The organism is Latilactobacillus sakei subsp. sakei DSM 20017 = JCM 1157, from assembly GCF_002370355.1.
Classification (GTDB): Bacteria; Bacillota; Bacilli; order Lactobacillales; family Lactobacillaceae; genus Latilactobacillus; species Latilactobacillus sakei.
Genome location: NZ_AP017929.1, coordinates 993,705 through 1,013,778 on the forward strand (window position 1 = coordinate 993,705; position 20,074 = coordinate 1,013,778).

A 20,074-nucleotide genomic window follows, 5' to 3' on the forward strand; every position below is an offset into this window, starting at 1 on the left:
AAGTAATCGAACTCGAAAATAAAACTTTATTTGTGGGTCAAAATTGCGTACAATTGGAGGCAGTGACGCTACTTGATAAATGAAAAGAGGGTCATTAAAAATAATTATCTAGACGTGATAAAGGAGTGATTCAGATGGCAAGAGATTTTTTAGCGGAGATGGATGCCTTGTTAAATCACGAAAAAGAAACCATTGTCGTTGAACATGATGAGTTTTTAGACTTTCAGAAAGTATGGGTCAATTATGATCACCGAAAAGAAATTGTAGGCGCTGCCCAACGAAATGGACAAGTGATTTATCGCTGCGCTGAAAGCGGTATAGTGTAGACTATCATTAATTTTGTTAGCGAAACTGTTGTAGTATTTTTCAAAAAATGGTAATCTTAATATTCGAAAGGGTAGACACCATCAGTGACTACTTATTTCGGCCAAAATAAATCTATAATTAGATAAAAGGGGATCGATTAACATGGAAAAACGCGATTTTCACGTAGTAGCAGACACAGGTATCCACGCACGTCCAGCTACATTATTGGTACAAACAGCAAGCAAATTTAACTCAGATGTCAACTTAGAATACAAAGGTAAATCTGTAAACTTGAAATCAATCATGGGCGTTATGTCACTTGGTGTTGGCCAAGGCGCAGACGTTACAATTTCTGCTGAAGGTGCTGATGAAGCAGACGCAATCAACGCAATCGAAGAAACAATGAAAAAGGAAGGTTTATCTGAATAATGACTAAACTAAAAGGGATTGCTGCCAGTGATGGTATCGCTACTGCGAAAGCCTACATGTTAGTGCAACCCGATTTGTCATTTTCGAAATCAACTATTTCAGATTCAGAAAAAGAGATTAATCGTTTGCATAAGGCCTTACAAGATTCTACGAGTGATCTAGAGACCATTCGGAAGATTGCTGCTGAATCATTAGGAGAAGAAGCACAAGTTTTTGACGCTCACATGATGATTTTAGCAGACCCAGAATTTACCGGCGCTATCGAAGGTAAAATCAATGATGACAAGGTTAATGCTGAGCAAGCGTTGAAAGAGGTCGCGGATTTATTCGTGGCCACTTTTGAGGCTATGACTGATAACGCATACATGCAAGAACGTGCTGCTGACATCAAAGATGTTACGAAGCGAGTTCTCAGTCATTTATTAGGGGTAACACTCCCTAACCCAGCATTAATTGATGAAGAAGTAATTGTGATTGCTCATGACTTGACACCTAGTGACACAGCCCAATTAAACGGTAAATTCGTTAAGGCTTTTGTAACTGATGTTGGTGGTCGGACGTCACATTCTGCCATTATGGCACGTTCTTTAGAAATCCCTGCAATTGTTGGGACTGAAACAGTCACACAAGATGTTAAAGCTGGCGACTTATTAATTGTCGATGGTATTAATGGTGATGTTGTTTTAGATCCTACAGATGCTGATATTGCTGAATATGATGTGAAGGCACAAGCTTTTGCTGATCAAAAAGCAGAATGGGAAAAACTAAAGAATGAAAAGTCTGTCACTAAAGACGGCAAAACATTTACGGTTGCTGCTAATATCGGAACACCTAAAGATTTAGCTGGTGTTCTTGAAAACGGCTCTGAAGCAATCGGTTTATATCGGACAGAATTCTTATATATGGATTCAGCTGAGTTACCTAGTGAAGATGACCAGTTCGAAGCTTATAAATCAGTTCTAGAAGGTATGGACGGCAAACCAGTTGTTGTGCGGACAATGGATATTGGTGGGGATAAGAAATTACCTTACTTACCATTGCCAGAAGAAATGAATCCGTTCTTAGGCTACCGAGCAATTCGGATTAGTTTAGATCGTGATGATATTTTCAGAACACAATTGCGCGCCTTATTACGTGCTTCTAACTATGGTAAGTTACGGATCATGTTCCCAATGATCGCAACTGTTGCTGAATTCCGTCAAGCTAAAGGGATTCTCGAAGATGAAAAAGCAAAATTAATTGCTGCAGGTCAAACTGTATCTGACGATTTACAAGTTGGGATGATGGTTGAAATTCCAGCCAGCGCTGTATTGGCTAACCAATTTGCTAAAGAAGTCGATTTCTTCAGTATCGGGACGAACGACTTGATTCAATACACAATGGCTGCTGATCGGATGAACGAACGTGTTTCATACCTTTACCAACCTTATAATCCAGCAATCTTACGTCTTATTAAGAACGTCATTGACGCTTCTCATAAAGAAGGTAAGTGGACTGGTATGTGTGGGGAAGCTGCCGGAGATTCAATCATGGCACCACTCCTTGTCGGGATGGGCTTAGATGAATTCTCAATGAGTGCAACTTCTGTGTTACGAGTTCGTAGTTTGATGAAACGTTTAGATACAACTGAATTAACTGATTTGGTTGAAACAGCTGTTAACGTCAATACAAGCAACGAAGAAAATCAAAAATTAGTCGAAGATTTTATGAAAGATCGTTAGGCTTAAACTTTTTAAAGGGTGTTAAGACAAAAGTAATTTTGTCTTAACACCCTTTTTTGTACGCAAAAGTATTAATGATTGACAGAAGTGCTTCTGGATTGTAAACTGAACCTATGATTACAAATGTAAACGAAAGAATGTGAACGAGATGGCAGAAAATACAAATGAAATTACGACTTCCGAATGGGAAGTGATGCGCGTTGTCTGGTCACTTGGTCAAGTCAACAGTCGTGACTTGATTGATTTACTTCAACAAAAGCGCGATTGGCAAGATTCAACCATCAAAACATTGATTGGCCGCTTGGTTAAAAAAGGCTTCTTAAAAACAGAAAAGGAAGGGCGGCGGTTTAATTACACGGCAACCGTTCCTGAGATTGAAGCGATGGAAAATGCCACACAAAGTCTTTTTGAACACTTGTGTGGTATGAAAAAAGGGCAGACATTAGCCGCTTTAATTGATCAAACGACTTTGAGTCAGACGGATATTTTGCAGTTACAACAATTACTGACAGCCAAAGCAGCTACTGCACCAGAAAAAGTGGCTTGCGACTGCTTGCCAAATAAATGTGACTGTGAAAAGGAGGAATAACGATGAAACACGATGATATGAAGATGCACAATCATGAGATGGGGGAAATGGACATGCACGATATGCATGATATGGACCATGATCACGGCGATATGATGATGCATGGTGGACATATGATGCATATGGGTAATTTGAAACAGAAATTCTGGGTCTCATTAGTCGCAACAATTCCCATTATTATATTATCGCCTTTTATGGGGATTAAATTACCGTTTCAAACCACGTTCCCTGGTTCGGATTGGTTAGTCCTCTTATTGGCAACCTTCCTATTCTTTTACGGCGGCGCGCCTTTCTTAAAAGGTGCAAAGGGCGAATTGGCCGAGAAGAACCCAGCGATGATGACGTTGATTGCGATGGGGATTACGGTATCGTACGGTTATAGTTTATATGCTTTTATTGCCAACCATTTCTTGGCAACACAAACGCACGTGATGGATTTCTTCTGGGAACTGGCAACGTTAATCGTTATCATGTTGTTAGGTCACTGGATTGAAATGAACGCCGTTATGAGCGCTGGGAGTGCGATGGAGAAGATGGCAGCCTTATTACCCGGCCAAGCACAAGTGCTCGATCAAGATGGTCAGCAACATGCTGTTGATTTGAAGGATTTACAAGAAGGCCAAACCGTGTTGGTGGCAGCAGGTGAAAAAGTCCCAGCGGATGGTCTTGTGGTGAATGGTCAAAGTCAGGTCAACGAATCATTGGTGACTGGTGAAGCCAAAGCAGTTGCTAAAAAGACTGGCGACCAAGTAATTGGTGGAACAGTCAATGGCGACGGGACATTAACCGTTAAAGTCACGGGGACTGGTGAGAGTGGTTATTTAGCGCAGGTGATGAAGTTAATCAAACAAGCACAACAAGAAAAGTCAAAGGTCGAAGGTTTGGCCGATAAGGTCGCTAAATACCTTTTCTACGCAGCGTTAGTGGCTGGGATTATTGCTTTTATCAGTTGGTTTTTCTTAGCTGATTTAAATACTGCGTTTGAACGAATGGTGACGGTCTTCATCATCGCTTGTCCACATGCACTTGGTTTAGCGATTCCACTAGTTGTTGCTCGGAGTACAGCGATTGCAGCGACTAACGGCTTATTAATTCGTAATCGCCAAGCCATTGAAGTGGCAGATCAAATTACGATGGTTTTAATGGATAAAACAGGGACATTGACGCAAGGGGCTTTTAAGGTCAATGCGGTTCAACCAACTGGCGAGATGTCAAAAACTCAATTGATGGCTTATATGGGTGCCTTGGAACGACACTCAAGTCATCCATTGGCAACTGGGATTTTGGCTTATAATGACGCTGAAAAAATTACGATGCCCCAAGCTGAAAATGTACAAACGATTCAAGGAATCGGGCTGACAGGCGCAATTGAAGGGCAAACTTATCAAATCGTTACGGCCGATTATCTACAAGAAAAGCAAATCGCATTTGATACGGCAGCCTTTGAAACTTTGGCTGCTAAAGGTAATTCCATTAGTTATTTAATTCAAGGTCAAACTGTCTTAGGATTGGTCGCACAAGGTGATCAGTTGAAACCAGAAGCACTGGCGTTTATCAAGGCATTGAAAAAGCGTCATATCCAACCGGTGATGTTGACTGGGGATAATCAACAGGTTGCCGAAAAGGTGGCGCAACAATTGGGTGGTATGACAGTTCAAGCCAATTTGAAGCCAGAAGATAAGGAAGCACTTGTACAAGATTACCAAGCAAAGGGTGAAGTGGTCTTGATGGTTGGCGATGGTGTCAACGATGCCCCTAGCTTGACGCGAGCTGATATTGGGATTGCGATTGGTGCGGGCACGGATGTCGCAATTGATTCCGCAGATGTGATTTTGGTTAAGAGTAATCCGAACGATATCATGCATTTCTTGAATTTAGCACATGCTACTAGTCGGAAGATGACGCAAAACCTTTGGTGGGGAGCTGGTTACAACATTTTAGCAATTCCATTGGCGGGTGGCTTATTTGCCGCTTGGGGCTTAATTTTAAGTCCAGCGATTGGTGCCATCTTGATGTCGCTTTCAACAATTGTCGTGGCAATTAATGCGATGACATTAAAATTAAAAAATTAAGCAAACTTGTCAATCCTTTTTTGAACCTCGTCAGGCTAATCCTGATAAGGGCGCGGGAAAGAAAAAATTGTGCACAATTGGCGTATACGACATACAGTTGGTATACGCCTTTTTTAATGTCTAATACACTATATATAGTTGCTTGGCATCTTGAATTCGTCTATGATGGGGATAGTGATTTTTTTAAGGAGACTGGTGCAATGTTGGAAATACGTGAAGAACAAGACCCAAAAATGGATTTAGAGATTAAAGTCGTCAAACGTGACGGACGTATTTTACCCTTTTCAGCGGATAAAATTGAACAAGCAGTCATTAAAGCTGCTAAAAACGTTAAGGATGAATTAGAACCACTTGATTATCAAATTTTAAATTCAGTGGCAACCGACGTCGTGAGCGAAGTCGGTGCGCGGTTTGATAAAGACGTTAAAATCTATGAAATTCAAAATATTGTTGAACACAAACTATTAGAACATCATCAATATGACATCGCCCAGGAATATATTAATTATCGGACACAACGGGATTTTGCCCGCAATAAAGCAACTGATATTAACTTTACGATTCAAAAATTATTGGCTAAGGATCAAACCGTAGTCAATGAAAATGCCAATAAGGATAGCCAAGTGTTTAACACACAACGGGACTTAACGGCCGGCACCGTCGCTAAGGCAATGGGCCTTAAGATGTTGCCACCTAAGGTTGCCAATGCGCATCTAAAAGGTGAAATTCACTGGCACGATTTGGATTACCAACCATACAGTCCAATGACGAACTGTTGTTTAATCGATTTTAAAGAAATGTTGAATCATGGCTTTAAGATTGGGAACGCCGAAGTTGAAGCACCACATTCAATTCAAACAGCTACGGCACAAATGTCACAAATCATTGCCAACGTTGCTTCTAGCCAATATGGTGGCTGTTCAGCTGATCGAGTTGATGAATTATTGGCACCTTTTGCACAGAAGAACTATGATAAGCATTTAACTGATGCTAAAAACTGGATTGATGGCGAAGCCAAACAAACAGCTTACGCACAAACTAAGACTGAAAAAGATATTTATGATGCGATGCAAGCATTGGAATATGAAATCAATACTTTATATTCATCACAAGGCCAAACACCATTCACGACACTTGGCTTTGGTTTAGGGACAAGTTGGATGGAACGTGCCATTCAAAAAGCAATCTTAGAAATTAGAATTGAAGGTTTAGGTAAGGAAAAGAGAACGGCTATTTTCCCTAAACTCGTTTTTGCTGTTAAACGCGGTTTAAACTTAGCCCCAACTGATCCAAACTATGATATTAAACAACTAGCTGTTGAATGTGCAACTAAGCGGATGTACCCTGACGTTTTAATGTATGACAAGTTAGTTGAATTAACAGGTTCATTTAAGGCACCAATGGGTTGTCGGAGTTTCTTACAAGGCTGGAAAAACGAACAAGGACAAGAGGTCAACAGTGGCCGTATGAACTTGGGTGTTGTAACAGTTAACTTGCCACGGATTGCGCTTGAAGCTGCTGGTGACCAAGCTAAGTTCTGGGAAATTTTAGAACAACGCTTGAAGGTCTGCAAGGAAGCCCTCGTCTTCAAAGTGGAACGTGCTAAGGAAGCTAAACCTGAAAACGCCCCAATTCTTTATCGTTATGGTGCTTTTGGCAAACGCTTGAAGAAAACGGACAGTGTTGATGAAGTTTTCAAGAATTCACGCGCAACAGTTTCATTGGGTTATATTGGCCTCTATGAAGTCGGTGCAGCCTTCTTTGGCTCAGATTGGGAAAAGGATGCAACTGCTAAGCAATTCACGTTAGACGTGGTTAAGGACCTCTATAACCACTGTGTTGATTGGGAAAAAGAATATGGTTATCATTTCTCAGTTTATAGCACACCTGCTGAAAGTTTAACGAATACTTTCTGCCAAAAAGACACGCAAAAATTTGGGATTGTCGAAAACATTACGGACAAGGAATACTACACAAATAGTTTCCATTATGATGTTCGCAAGGCGCCAACCCCATTTGAAAAGTTAGACTTCGAAAAAGATTATCCTAAATATTGTGCCGGTGGCTTTATTCACTATTGTGAATATCCAAATCTACGTCAAAATCCTAAGGCACTAGAAGCTGTTTGGGATTACGCTTATGACCGTGTTGGCTATTTAGGCACCAATACGCCAATTGATCAATGTTTCAAGTGTGGCTTTAAGGGTGACTTTAAACCAACTGAACGGGGCTTCCAATGCCCACAATGTGGGAACACAGATCCAGCAACGTGTGACGTTGTTAAACGGACTTGTGGTTATTTAGGTAACCCACAACAACGGCCAATGGTTCACGGCCGTCATAAGGAAATTTCAAGTCGTGTCAAACATATGCACATCACGATTGGTAATGATAATAATAACGTTGCAAGACAATAAACGATTTTGAGTTGAGGAGTTTGTTCAATGGGAAATACGAAACGCGGGCCTAAGAACCCAGCACCACAAGAATGGTTGTCTGAAGAACTTAGTCAGGATTATATTGCGGATTACAAACCATTTAATTTTGTTGATGGTGAAGGTGTCCGTTGTAGTTTGTATGTTAGTGGCTGTTTATTTGCCTGCCCAGGTTGTTACAACCGAATTGCCCAGAATTTTAAATATGGCCGGCCCTACACCAAAGAACTGGAGGACCAAATCATTGATGATCTTGGCCAACCGTATGTTCAAGGGTTGACGTTACTGGGGGGCGAACCTTTCTTAAATACAAAAACGTGCCTGTCATTGGTTGATCGCATCCATGAAACCTACGGACAGACTAAGGACGTTTGGTCGTGGACGGGTTATACTTGGGAAGAATTAATGCTCGAGTCACCCGATAAACTGGAATTGTTATCGCAAATCGATATTCTAGTGGACGGTCGCTTTATGCAAGATAAGATGGATTTAACCTTACAATTTAGAGGCAGCAGTAACCAACGTATTATCGATGTACCGAAATCATTGGTTGCTGGTAAGCCCGTTATTTGGGATAAATTAGTCCATTAACGATGCATCACTAATAAAAAAATAACATTTTATTTTAAGAGAATGGTATATACCGTATAAATTAAAAAAGAAGCATCACTCAGGATTTAAGTGAGTTGGTGCTTCTTTTGGTTATTAGTGAAAACCTTCCTAATTTAAGCTTTTTAGTATGGCTATCATTTGGCAACGCTTACATAAGCCGTTATGATAATACTTGTAATAGCAATTATATAGGCTTTTAAATAACAGGACAGGGAGTGAGATTTATGGATTCATTTATCAGTTTCATGGAGAAACGATTCTTACCAGTTGCTGCTAAAGTTGGGAACCAAAGACATCTAATTGCCATTCGGGATGCCTTTGTGACAACAATGCCGTTGATGATTTTAGGTGCTTTTGCGACCTTACTCAATAACTTACCAATTCCGGCATATACCAATTTTATGAATAGTGTTTTCTCAAAGACAGTTGGTACCGGCGCGGACAAAGCTTACATTTGGACTAAATTTGGGGGGAACGCTTGGAGCGGGACATTTGCTATTTTGTCTGTCTTCATCGTTTTCCTAGTTGCCTATAACTTAGGTAAGTCTTACGATGTTAATCCGCTAGCATCAGGCGTCACAGCATTAGGTTCTTTCTTTGCTGTTGGTGGCTTGGCTGGCATGGATTCAATGGGCTTATTCGTGGCCTTAATTGTCGCAATGATTTCAACTGAAATCCTCAGACGCTTATTAGGTAACAAACACTTGGTTATCAAGATGCCTGATGGGGTACCACCTGCAGTTGCTAAATCATTTGCTGCTTTATTACCATCAATGATTACCATTTCTATTTTTGCATTATTCGCAACAATTTTATTAGGTTTTGGTATTGAAAATATCGTGACATCATTCTACAAAGCCGTTCAAGAACCATTCCAAGGGCTTGCAAACAGCTATCCTTCAGCTTTATTATTAGCATTCATTACACCATTCTTATGGTTCTTCGGGTTACACGGTGCCAACATGATCGAACCATTCATGCAAACTATCAATGCACCTGCTATTACAGCTAACATCACAGCGATTAAAGCTGGTAAAGTAGCCCCTTACATCGTTAACAAACCATTCTTTGATTCATTTGTTAACTTGGGTGGTACAGGCGCAACATTAGGTTTGATTTTCGCTATCTGGTTAGTTGGCCGTAAGAACAAACAATACATGGTTGTTGGTAACTTAAGTGCCGCACCTGGCGTTTTCAATATCAACGAACCATTAACTTTCGGCTTACCAATTGTATTAAATCCAATTCTATTCATTCCATATATTGTGACACCAATGGTCTTAGTGACAATTGCTTACTTTGCAACGAGCACAGGGTTAGTGCCAGCAGCAACCATCATGCCACCTTGGGTAACACCACCAATTATCGGTGGGATTATGGCAACTGTTAGTTGGCAAGGCGGGGTTTTAGCCGCAGTTAACTTACTCGTTTCAACGATTATCTACTTGCCATTTATCAAGATTGCCACATCAATGGCATTAAAAGAAGAAGCAGCCCGTGAACAACAAGAAGCTGCCTAATAAAAAAGGAAGACGCTTAGCGTCTTCCTTTTTTAGTTTGTAACTGATTTATTTTCCGTAATTTGACCGGCAGTAACATCCGTCAAATAGTTGATACTAGCGCTCATACCGACGATTGGAGCATCCGCTTTAGTGGTGATTGTTGAAGCAACCTCGCCAGGATATTTAGCATCCATCTGCTTGAAAATCGTGATACTTTGTTGCGGTAACTCTTTTTCAGAGACTTGGTCGCTTGTTTTTTGGTAGTCGGTCGCAAGACCTTCGCCAATGCGGACTAATTTTTGATTGTTAACAAAGAGGTAGAGGTACCCGATACTATCGCCACTGGCAACTGATTTACCAGTGAGTTGGTAGCCAGCTTTGGCTGCAGAACTTTGCTGATCGGTGAACATCGCGCTTTTTCTAAGGGCGGCGGCCGATTCGGAAGCCAGCGATTGAATTGCGGAGCGTTCATAACTGTCATAGCGTTGTTGATAGAGGTAGCCGTCTTTGACGAGTACTTTGCCGCTATCGTTAGCGCTGGCCGTTGTGCCGGTTGCAGTCCAAGTACCATTTAACTGCGTTAAGGGGACTTGCGTTGTTTTTTGTTGGGTTGCGGTACTATTGAAGACTTCACCACGTTCTAGGGTTTGGGTGTGATCAGTCGTAATGTATTCGATATTAATAGTGTATAGGTGGTCGTCTTTGGCAATGACCGCTTCAGGAAGAACCATCGTTTTAGTCTTTGTTTCTAGATAAATAAGATCATTTAAACTACCGATTTTGAAATTGGCACCTAATTTTTTGAGTGTCTGGTTAATTTGAGTGACCGACATAAAGTGAAGATCATCTTGACCTTCTTTAGTAACGCTTTGTCGTGTTTTCCGAGACCAGGTTTTAAACGATACTTGATTGTAGACCACTGTATTACCAGAAATTTGACCTTGGCCGGTTGTCCAGTTAATTTGGGCATCGCTTCTGGTGGTCGGCGAGATGGTTAATTGCTCAGACACACCTTTGGTTGTTTGTTGTGAACCAACCCTTTTGCCGAAGGTCCAAGTTTGAGTGGCACCTTGGATGATTTTTTCTGTGGTTGGTTTGACGTTAGTGATGGTTGCTTGTTTCGTACTTTTGGTTGATTGGGTCGTTTTTTTAGCTTGAACACCACAGCCGGTAAGCAAGAGTAGTGAAGCGAGGGTTAAGATGATTGTTTTGCGCATGCGTTGGTTCCTTTCGCTGGTTAATGTGCTTATTATAACAGTTGCATGAGTCAGTGAATAAAAAAATCGGCTAGTACCACCTTCAAAAAGGGGAACTAGCCGATTATATTTATCTAAAATGATTTTCTTTGCCCATCAAACGTTCACCGTCTGGATCATTATAGTAACTTAAAAAGGGAAAGAGTAATTTGAAAGTCGCACCATTTCCGGGCGTTGAGCTGGCATAAAGTTCGTGGCCAAGCTTGTTACTTAGCGATTTAGCGAGATAGAGGCCTAGGCCAGTTGAGCGCTGATTGGATTGACGCCCATTTTGCCCAGTGAAGCCTTTATCGAAGACGCGCGGTAAATCTTCAGCGGGAATACCGATACCAGAATCGCTGACACTAAGCCAGACACCTTGTTCATCATGCGCCAAATCAATTGTAATTTGCCCGTTTTGAGGCGTGTACTTCAAAGCATTGGAGACGATTTGATTCAGGATGAAGACTAACCATTTTGCATCTGTCAGTACGGTTTGCTCCTCACCAGTCAATTTGAATTGAATCCGATTTTGGATAAAATAGTTCCGATTTTGACGAATCGTTTGGTTAATAAGGGGTTTCAAGGCATATTCTTGGACCAAGTAGTCTTTAGAGAAACTATCAAGACGAGAATAATAGAGAACCTGTTCGACGTAGTGTTCGATTTGTACGAGCTCGTCGGTCAGTTGATTAAATTTCTCCTCTGGGATTTGATCTTCAATCGATTCAACCAACAATTGCGTTGCAGCAAGTGGCACTTTGCTTTCATGAACCCAGCCGTCAATGAAGTCTTTTTGATCTTGTTGAGCGTGCATCAAACGTTCGATGCTTTGTTGATGATAGTCTAATAGCGAATTAACGTATTTTTGAAAGTACTGTTTTTCAGCCGAAGTAGCGCCGGTTAGTGGCCAATTGAGGGCATCTTCTTTAGCGTTGAGGCGGATTTGAATTGTTCGAAACCATTTACGATGGTAGAGGTAAAGGCCAATCAAGAAAGCGCAAAAGAAAATCGTTAATAGGAAATCGAGGTACATCAAGGTTTCTTTGGCCAGGCGCATATGGGGATCTAGCCATAAGACGATGTCTAAGACAAACATGCCACCAAAGAAGAATACGATGTGAAATAGATGATCACGAATAAATTTTTTAAAGGTCATAATTGCTCCTTATGGGATGATGTAGCCTTGGCCGATTTTAGTTTGAATATAGTCTTCTAAACCGGCTTGTTCGATTTTTTTACGCAGCCGATTGATATTGACGGTTAATGTATTGTCATCGACAAAACGTTCGTCGTCCCATAACGCCCGTAGGAGTTTTTCACGACTGACAATTTGACCGTGTTGGCGCATCAAAAATTGGAGTAACTTATATTCATTTTTAGAGAGGTCAACGACAGTATCACCAACTTGAGCCCCACCACTTTGTAAGTTAATTAGAAGGCCGTTATGTTCGATGACGTCTGTATTTTGATCGACATAGTTATAGGTCCGGCGTAAAAGCGCATTGATTTTAGCGATTAAGACTTCCATTGAAAAGGGCTTGTTAACAAAATCATAGCCACCCATGTTCATTGACATCACCATATCCATATTAGTACTGCGGCTAGAGATGAAGATAATCGGCACTTTAGAAACTTCACGAATTTTACGACACCAATAGAAACCGTCATAGACGGGTAAATTGATATCTAGTAGGACTAAGTGGGGTTTATCCGTTAAAAAACGGTCAAAAATGGTATCGAAATCATCGGGGATAATGGCTTTTAACTGCCATTTCTCTAAGTTTTCAGCAATCAAGTTAGCAATTGTAGGATCATCTTCAACAATCATAATTTCAAACATAATAAGCGCTCCTCAGACATAATTAAGTTCATAGTACCGATTTTTAAGTTAAAAGACAACCAACTAAGGTCTGATTAAATGGGTTTTTTGGTAAAACTCTGCTAAAATGTAAAGCAAGTTAATTCGGGAGTGTGACAAAATGACAGTGGTAGCCGTTCAACAAGTTTCTAAAGTTTATGGCCATCGGTTTAATCTGGTGAATGCGTTAAATAATATTTCCTTTGAGATTGAAGAAGGGGAGTTCGTCGGCATCATGGGACCTTCTGGTGCTGGTAAAACGACGCTTTTAAATATGATTGCGACGATTGATCGGCCAACACATGGGCAAGTAATGATCAAAAATCAAGTTGTGACGAAAATGCGTGAGGCTAAGTTAGCCAATTTTAGACGACATGATTTAGGCTTTATTTTTCAGGACTTTAATTTATTGGATTCGCTGACGGTTAGGGAAAATATTTTGTTACCGTTAGCGTTAGATAAGATGAGCGTCGCCTTAATCGAAAAGCGACTCGCCCAAGTGACACAAGTTCTCGGGATTGGGGGTCTATTAGACCGCTATCCAGATGAAATCTCAATCGGGCAACGGCAACGGGTCGCGTGTGGTCGGGCGATGATTACCAATCCTACTTTATTGTTGGCTGATGAACCAACAGGGAGCTTGGATTCAAAATCGGCAACCGAACTTTTGCGGTATCTAACGGAAATTAATCATCAGGAGAAGACAACAATCCTATTAGTAACGCATGATGCGTTTACGGCAAGTTATTGCCGGCGGATTCTCTTCATCAAAGACGGTCAGCTATTTTCTGAGATTGTCCGCAGTGGTGATCGACAACAGTTCTTTAATCAAATCATTGATATGCAGGCGACAATTGGTGGGGGAGGTCGCTACAATGCTGTTACGACTCCTCGTTAGAAGTACGATTAATCGGGCCCGCGATTACGCGGCGTACTTGATGGCCTGTATTATGGCGATTGTTGTTTACTTTTGTTTTACGGCTATCAAAACTGATCCGGTGTTGTCTAAACTAAAATCGGCGGGTGAACGCTTAATTTTTGGTGGGACGATTCAAATTGCCAGCATCATTATCATTTTATTTGCGGCCTTTTTCCTAGCGTATGCCAATCTATTTTTTATGAAGAAACGGCGACAGGAAATCGGAATACTCAGTGTAATGGGGGTTACGCGTCTGCAGATTAGTGTGGTATTCTTCGCCGAAAGTTTAGTAATCGGAACGATTGCACTGTTGATTGGTCTGTTTTTCGGAATCTTTTTATCAAAGTTATTTGGGATGTTACTATTACGGATGATGGGCATCAGCGTCGCAATCCCGTTTTTAATCTCCTGGGGAGCTATTAAGCAGACGACGATTACTTTCGGTTTGCTGTTCTTATTAACTGGCCTATTAAATAGTAGTTTAATTTTTCGCTATCAACTAGTGGATTTATTGCACCCAACCGAGTTTAGCCGCAAAATACGGCGCCCTAATTGGTTAACAACCATCTGGGGAATAATCGGCATTGTTTTGATTATCAGTGGTTATTATTTAGCGGAACGTATTTTAGTGCTGATGCCCGAACTTGAACGGCGTTATGGCTATGGTATTGATGCGGGGTATTTGGGTGCCATTTTGTGGTTTGAAGTCATCGGGACACTTGCCTTTTTCCAAGCGTATACGCAGATTTGGCTCCGAATTGAACGCCATTGGAAACGACTCTATTATCGGGGCACACATTTATTGAGTGTGACGAATCTGAGCTATCGGTTTAAGAAAAACGCGAAAACATTGTGGATGATTACCATTCTAAGCGCTGTGACGATTACAGCGTTGGGGAGCGCAGCGATGATCTATACATTTAGCCAAAAGACATTGCGTGAAAATATTCCCGCAGATATTATTTATTCTAAATATCAAAAAAAGGGTGTCGAACAAATTTTACGGGCGCATCAGGTTACACCAAAAAAAATCACAGAGACTACCTATAAAATTGTCGATGCCCAATTTGAACTGGCAACGCCCTTGTTAAGTGATTCAATGACGCGTGCTGGCGCTACTGGTGTTTTACCATTATCGCGATATAATGCGTTGATGGCTCAACAATTTAAGCTTCCAGCAACGCCATTACGGCCTAATGAGGCGATTGCGATGATTGATTTACCGCTAACGATGATTAAGATGCCACATCATAAACGGTTAGCGCATGCCAATCAACAAGGAATTCCTCTGCAGATTAAGCAACCGGAGTTACCACAGCTCCGCATTATTCATCTTCGGCGGTTATTTCCAAATGGCGTATCGGTTAATTTTTACGGCTCACTGAATATGGTTGCTGTGCCAGATCAATATTACGATCAAATCAAGCCGGCTACTATTGACCATGTCTATGCGCTTGATCTAACGCCTAAGCAACGACGCGATAAAAAACTGATGAAGTCGTTTTTTAAGCTTTCACAAGATACGAAAAAACGGAGCTATCTAACAGCTGTTAGAAATGAAAATGGCTTTAAACGCTATCGAGTGACGACTAAAGAAGAACGAAGTGGTTTTGTCCGTGCTGATTTATTATTACGCAAGCCTAATCAGGACCGTGCGAATGCCAACTTTGGTTTTTATATGTATATTGCCTTATTTATCGCATTGACGTTCATGCTGGCAACTGGGAGCATCATCATGCTGAAACAATTATCAGAAGCCCAAGAAGAAATTTTGCAGTATAAAACCTTAAAACGAATTGGCATGACTTATTCGGAAATCAAACGCACGATTTATTTCCAAATTCTGATTATCTTTTTATTGCCGATTATTCTGGGGACCTTGCACGCGATTTTTGCGATTCGATTATTGAGTTTGTTTTTGGATAATCCTGGGTTACAATTAGTCTATATTGTGTGCGGCATTTTCATTATGATTTATTTTGTGTTCTATCTGGTAACTGCCGAAATCTACAATCGCATCGTCAATATACCGTTAAATGACGATGTACTATATTAAGCTCGGAGGAAAATTTTTTGCAATTAAGAACTTATCGTGCAACTGCGCGGCAACTATTAAAAGGCCACTGGCAGATGATGGCAACCTTAGTGATTATCTGGCTATTAGTCGAAATGGGGACCGATACGCTGTTGCAAAGCTTATTCGAGACAAATTCATTTGGTTATCAAATGTTAAATACGTTTGCCAACTATTTATTTTATTTTGTCTTTTTAAACGCTGTTTTCTTAGCGGCGTATAAATTAACAATCAAAAAAGAAACGCGTCTCAGCGATACATTAGTATTGTTCCGACCACCGTTTTATACGCATCTGATTATCTTAAACTTCATTCAACAATTATTAAATTGGGCATTAACATTTATTGGTTTAGCACCATTTCACCAGTTAATCAGCTGGCAACGGGTTTTCCGTTATACGTATAATGGCATCACATCAATGGCACCTTATATTATGCAGATTAGTCAGAATCCAAAACAATATACGACTGTTTTGGCATTCTTGTTGGTGATTCTAGCAATCACCTTCTTGCAACCATTAATTTTGATGTACTATCAAATCTTAGTGTTGATCAAATTTGATTTTCCACAGGTTTCAATGCGGATGCTACTATCCTTGTCAGTACTCATCTTAAAAGGCCACTGGTTGAAATTATTAGGATTGGGGTTATCATTCATTGGCTGGGAATTGTTAGTCTACTTGACAGCCGGCATCGGTTTCATCTGGTTCTATCCATATTTAATCGTCAGTGTGACGGCCTTTTATCAAGATATTAAGCAACAACGCATTCAAATTATTCAATAGTAAAGAAGGATTGGCTAACATGCCAATCCTTTTTTGATGCTTAAAAAACGCTAAATATTTAAAAACAAGGGTGCAATATAATTGGCTAGTGAGCTACTATAGAGGAAGATAGAAAGGTGGTTCATTAAAATGGAATTAACAGTTTTAGGTTATTATGGCGGTTATCCATATGCGGGGGTCGGCACAAGTAGTTATCTCTTAACGAGTGGCGATTATCATTTATTACTCGATTGCGGGAGCGGCGCACTCTTGGCACTCGAAAAAGAACTTGATCCACTCCAATTAGATGCCGTCTTGTTGACGCATTATCACCACGATCACATCGCAGATGTCGGCGTTTTACAATATTACTGGCAACTACAAGCAGGTCAAAAGAAAGAACCCATATTGCCAATTTATGGGCATTTACAAGATCCATTGCACTTTGGTAGCCTAACCTTACCAAATGTAACGCAAGGTTTTGGTTATCAAGAAGATATTACGTTGCAACTCGGACCATTGAAAGTCACGTTTAAGCGGACTGAACATCCAGTACCAGCCTTTGCCGTTCGAATTGAAGAAGAAACAACCGGCAAGGTTTTAGTCTTTACAGCAGATACGGCCTACTTCCCAGGGTTAGCTGAGTTCTGTCAGGGTGCTGATTTATTGATGACTGACACTAACTTCTTAGCTGATCGCACAGGAAAAATGGCGCACATGACGACGACGCAATCAGCAAACCTTGCACAGATTAGCGGCGTTAAACAATTATTGCTAACGCATTTACCACAAGCTGTCACACCAGAGACTTTATTGGCACAAGCTAAAACAGTAATCACGACAATTCCGGTCACAATTGCCGAACAGGGTTTGACAATTAAAATAGACTAGGTTAGAATAGGTCTTGTTGTTAGCTTACAAAAAATAAGTTAAATATTATGAGAACGATACGCTGGTATAATTTTTTTTAAATGGTAAGGATAAATTTTTAAAAGGGGCAATAAGTTCAAAGTGTGATATGAGTGGATTGAAACGCTTTTATTGAACATTATAGAACTATTAGTCTAATAGAAAAGATTAATATTTAATTAGAAATTAAGGAAATTAACTAGTTTTTACTGGTCGTTTCGCGTATAATAAGTTCTTGTAAGAGAGAGAATGAGACGGAGATGGGTTATTTCATAGCCGCTCTCATAAAAGGTAAAGGAGAGAGACATATGGTTACATTATATACTTCACCAAGTTGTACATCTTGTCGTAAAGCTCGTGCGTGGTTAAAGGAACATAACATTCCATTTAAAGAACGCAATATTTTTTCGGAGCCTCTCAATAAAAATGAAATTAAAACCATTTTGCGAATGACTGAGGACGGCACTGAAGAAATTATTTCAACACGTTCTAAGATTTTCCAACAACTAAATATTAAAATTGATGATTTATCTGTTAATGAATTATTAGATCTTGTTCAAGAAAATCCTGGTCTATTAAGACGACCAATTATCTTGGATGAAAAACGACTTCAAGTTGGTTACAACGAAGATGAAATTCGTCGTTTCTTACCACGCGAAGTGCGCGCACTAGAATTACAACAAGCACAATTAATGGCAGGATTCTAAAAAAAGTCGAGGTGGATACCTCGACTTTTTTAGTAGCAAACGAAATCATTATCTTTTTTTGAATGGAAATGGTTTGATACTTGAATGTTGTGTCCGATACTGGTATGGTAAAGCAAAGAGTAGGATACTGTGCAGGCTATTTAAATAGCCCAATAGAAAGGGGCGTTGTCCCATGAGAATGGAAAAAATCGATGAAAACACAATTCGTGTTTTATTGGAAAATGATGATCTAGAAGAACGTGGCATTACTGGCCTTGATTTATTGAGTAATCATAAAAAAATCGAGCGCTTCTTCTATTCAATTCTAGAAGAAGTTGATCAAGATCACGTTTTCGCTAATAATGATGCGGTCACTTTCCAAGTATTACCTAATGAACAGGGGTTAGAGTTATTAATTAGTAAGAATTTATCTAATCTTGATTTGAACAAAGCACAATCAGAAATGGTTCAGGGAAAAGACGGTATTACAGAGTATATTAAGGATCAACTATTGAAGCGGGATACGGCCTCTTCTGAGGATGACGAAGAAGAAGACGAAATCGAATCTTATTTAAATCAAGCGGATAACCCAACTAAACAAGTTGTTTTAGGCTTTGATACATTTGAAGATTGGATTGCACTTGCCCAACAGTTGCACATTGAAAGTGGTGTTTCAACCCTTTTTGTTTACAAACATCAATATTACGCGCAACTAGTGTTCTTCTTAGAAAATACAACGGAAACGTTTGTCCAAGATGATTTAGCGGTCGCTAATGAATTTGGTCATAAAACAAATTACACCGCTGATTTCTTAAGTGAATATGGTCAGAAAGTAATGGAAAATAGCGCCTTGGAATTAACACGTTACTATTTTAAAGATTAATTAAAAAGCCAGTTGATGAATAATCAACTGGCTTTTTTGCGTATTTTTTCTTGGGGTGTTTTGATGAAAATGGCTTTGAATCTTGCTGGTCAGTTGGTGTCTGCTGGAGATGCCGTCTTACTTGGAAGCGGTCAGTATTTTTGCCCGCGGTGCCAAAAGCCTGTTCAGCTCAAGGGCGGTCAGCAGACTGTTCCTTATTTTGCGCATCAAACTAAAGTGGTGGGTGGCGGCGGTGAAAGTGACGCCCATCAAACTGGTAAGGTGGCGATTGCAGCACTTGCTAATGCGCTGGGGTGGCAGGCGGATTTTGAGTTGGTTGTTAATTCTGAGCAGAGGGCCGATGTTTATTTAACAAAGCCCAATTGTGAGTCACAAGTGATTGAGTATCAGTGTAGTCCGTTGACGCCCACACAATTGTTAAAACGAACGCAGGGGTATCATGCAAGTGGTTTGGCGGTCACTTGGATAGTTGGTGATCGGTTCCGTTTTAAATCCCGCCATCTTAGTCGGCAACAATTGGCTTTTTTAAATTATTGCCCGGCATGGGGCTTTTATCTAGTTTGTTACAGCACGCAATTGCACTGTTGGGTCTTGCAACATCACGTCGTTGCGCTTGAATTTCAAGGTTATCAGTGGCGGACACAATACTTTAAACCGCGTCAACTAGTCGCATTTTTAAGTAAAAATCGTTTGTTAAAACCAATCAATATTCAAAATATGCCGATTGATTGGCAACGAGCGCGGCTGATGCAACGACTAAAGCTACGTGATGAGCGCTTCGTCCGCTTGCAACAGTTTTGTTACCAACAAGGAACGTTACTCCAAAAAGCCCCTGATTGGTGTTTTTATCAATCGGTAGTGCCACCACTTTATCAGCAGAATCAGTTTGAAAGTCGCTTAAAGTGGTGGCTGGCTGAGCAACCCGTAACCACATTTTCGCAGTTTTGTCCCACCTTAAATCAACCGTTAATTGGCCAACAAGCTTTTCGAGATTGGTCAACCTGCAGGCTGCAACAGGCTTTGCGGGCTAAAAAATAAGCGTCCAAGACTGTTTAAAATCTTGAGCGCTTATTTAGT

At 40.5% G+C, this 20,074-nt stretch carries 18 protein-coding genes; 15 read left to right on the plus strand and 3 right to left on the minus strand.

The features are described 5' to 3' along the window. The first annotated feature begins 134 nt into the window (after positions 1-134). The 8 genes from ykzS (at position 135) to LEUCM_RS05015 (ending at position 9,684) form a co-directional block, all read left to right on the plus strand. Positions 135-326, plus strand: coding sequence for a protein YkzS (gene ykzS / locus LEUCM_RS04980; RefSeq protein ID WP_011375155.1), 192 nt, complete (start codon positions 135-137; stop codon positions 324-326). A 142-nt stretch (positions 327-468) separates the two neighbouring features. Further along, on the plus strand, positions 469-735 hold the full coding sequence (locus LEUCM_RS04985; RefSeq protein WP_004265632.1) for a phosphocarrier protein HPr: 267 nt from the start codon (positions 469-471) through the stop codon (positions 733-735). Then, on the plus strand, positions 735-2,456 hold the full coding sequence (ptsP, locus tag LEUCM_RS04990; RefSeq protein ID WP_035148600.1) for a phosphoenolpyruvate--protein phosphotransferase: 1,722 nt from the start codon (positions 735-737) through the stop codon (positions 2,454-2,456). The genes LEUCM_RS04985 and ptsP overlap by 1 nt, the downstream gene beginning before the upstream one ends. 148 nt (positions 2,457-2,604) lie before the next feature. Next, a complete protein-coding gene (locus LEUCM_RS04995; protein ID WP_025016062.1) occupies positions 2,605-3,045 on the plus strand; it encodes a CopY/TcrY family copper transport repressor in 441 nt (146 codons plus the stop codon). Between the two features lie 2 nt (positions 3,046-3,047). Beyond that, positions 3,048-5,117 (plus strand): heavy metal translocating P-type ATPase, encoded by a 2,070-nt coding sequence (locus LEUCM_RS05000; protein WP_025016061.1) that lies wholly within the window; start codon positions 3,048-3,050, stop codon positions 5,115-5,117. Between the two features lie 200 nt (positions 5,118-5,317). Beyond that, positions 5,318-7,534: an anaerobic ribonucleoside-triphosphate reductase gene (nrdD, locus tag LEUCM_RS05005; RefSeq protein WP_016265499.1), complete on the plus strand. Its 2,217-nt coding sequence runs from the start codon at positions 5,318-5,320 to the stop codon at positions 7,532-7,534. Positions 7,535-7,561: 27 nt separating this feature from the next. Continuing rightward, a complete protein-coding gene (gene nrdG / locus LEUCM_RS05010; RefSeq protein WP_016265498.1) occupies positions 7,562-8,143 on the plus strand; it encodes an anaerobic ribonucleoside-triphosphate reductase activating protein in 582 nt (193 codons plus the stop codon). 245 nt (positions 8,144-8,388) lie between these two features. Then, positions 8,389-9,684: a PTS sugar transporter subunit IIC gene (locus tag LEUCM_RS05015; RefSeq protein ID WP_016265497.1), complete on the plus strand. Its 1,296-nt coding sequence runs from the start codon at positions 8,389-8,391 to the stop codon at positions 9,682-9,684. Positions 9,685-9,716: 32 nt separating this feature from the next. Here the strand turns inward: LEUCM_RS05015 and LEUCM_RS05020 are convergent, their stop codons facing one another. The 3 genes from LEUCM_RS05020 to LEUCM_RS05030 form a co-directional block, all read right to left on the minus strand. After that, a complete protein-coding gene (locus LEUCM_RS05020; RefSeq protein ID WP_016265496.1) occupies positions 9,717-10,883 on the minus strand; it encodes a hypothetical protein in 1,167 nt (388 codons plus the stop codon). A gap of 109 nt (positions 10,884-10,992) precedes the next feature. Further along, complete coding sequence (locus tag LEUCM_RS05025; RefSeq protein ID WP_016265495.1) at positions 10,993-12,060, minus strand: HAMP domain-containing histidine kinase; 1,068 nt, start codon at positions 12,058-12,060, stop codon at positions 10,993-10,995. 9 nt (positions 12,061-12,069) lie between these two features. Continuing rightward, entirely contained in the window at positions 12,070-12,744 is a 675-nt protein-coding gene (locus LEUCM_RS05030; protein ID WP_025016060.1) for a response regulator transcription factor, read from the minus strand. 139 nt (positions 12,745-12,883) lie between these two features. Here LEUCM_RS05030 and LEUCM_RS05035 point away from each other — a divergent pair, with 139 nt between their 5' ends. From LEUCM_RS05035 to LEUCM_RS05065, 7 genes are all read left to right on the plus strand, one after another. Continuing rightward, positions 12,884-13,660, plus strand: coding sequence for an ABC transporter ATP-binding protein (locus tag LEUCM_RS05035; protein WP_011375145.1), 777 nt, complete (start codon positions 12,884-12,886; stop codon positions 13,658-13,660). Further along, positions 13,638-15,737 carry an FtsX-like permease family protein gene (locus tag LEUCM_RS05040; RefSeq protein WP_025016059.1) on the plus strand — a complete coding sequence of 700 codons (2,100 nt, stop codon included), beginning with the start codon at positions 13,638-13,640 and terminating at the stop codon, positions 15,735-15,737. Before LEUCM_RS05035 ends, LEUCM_RS05040 begins: the two co-directional genes overlap by 23 nt. 17 nt (positions 15,738-15,754) lie before the next feature. Then, a complete protein-coding gene (locus tag LEUCM_RS05045; protein ID WP_016265492.1) occupies positions 15,755-16,540 on the plus strand; it encodes a DUF975 family protein in 786 nt (261 codons plus the stop codon). Positions 16,541-16,669: 129 nt separating this feature from the next. After that, positions 16,670-17,410 carry an MBL fold metallo-hydrolase gene (locus LEUCM_RS05050; protein ID WP_025016058.1) on the plus strand — a complete coding sequence of 247 codons (741 nt, stop codon included), beginning with the start codon at positions 16,670-16,672 and terminating at the stop codon, positions 17,408-17,410. Positions 17,411-17,736: 326 nt separating this feature from the next. Then, positions 17,737-18,135 carry a transcriptional regulator SpxA gene (spxA, locus tag LEUCM_RS05055; protein WP_011375141.1) on the plus strand — a complete coding sequence of 133 codons (399 nt, stop codon included), beginning with the start codon at positions 17,737-17,739 and terminating at the stop codon, positions 18,133-18,135. Positions 18,136-18,307: 172 nt separating this feature from the next. Continuing rightward, positions 18,308-18,997: an adaptor protein MecA gene (locus LEUCM_RS05060; protein ID WP_035145087.1), complete on the plus strand. Its 690-nt coding sequence runs from the start codon at positions 18,308-18,310 to the stop codon at positions 18,995-18,997. 63 nt (positions 18,998-19,060) lie between these two features. Further along, positions 19,061-20,035: a competence protein CoiA gene (locus tag LEUCM_RS05065; RefSeq protein ID WP_016265489.1), complete on the plus strand. Its 975-nt coding sequence runs from the start codon at positions 19,061-19,063 to the stop codon at positions 20,033-20,035. Positions 20,036-20,074 lie beyond the last annotated feature (39 nt).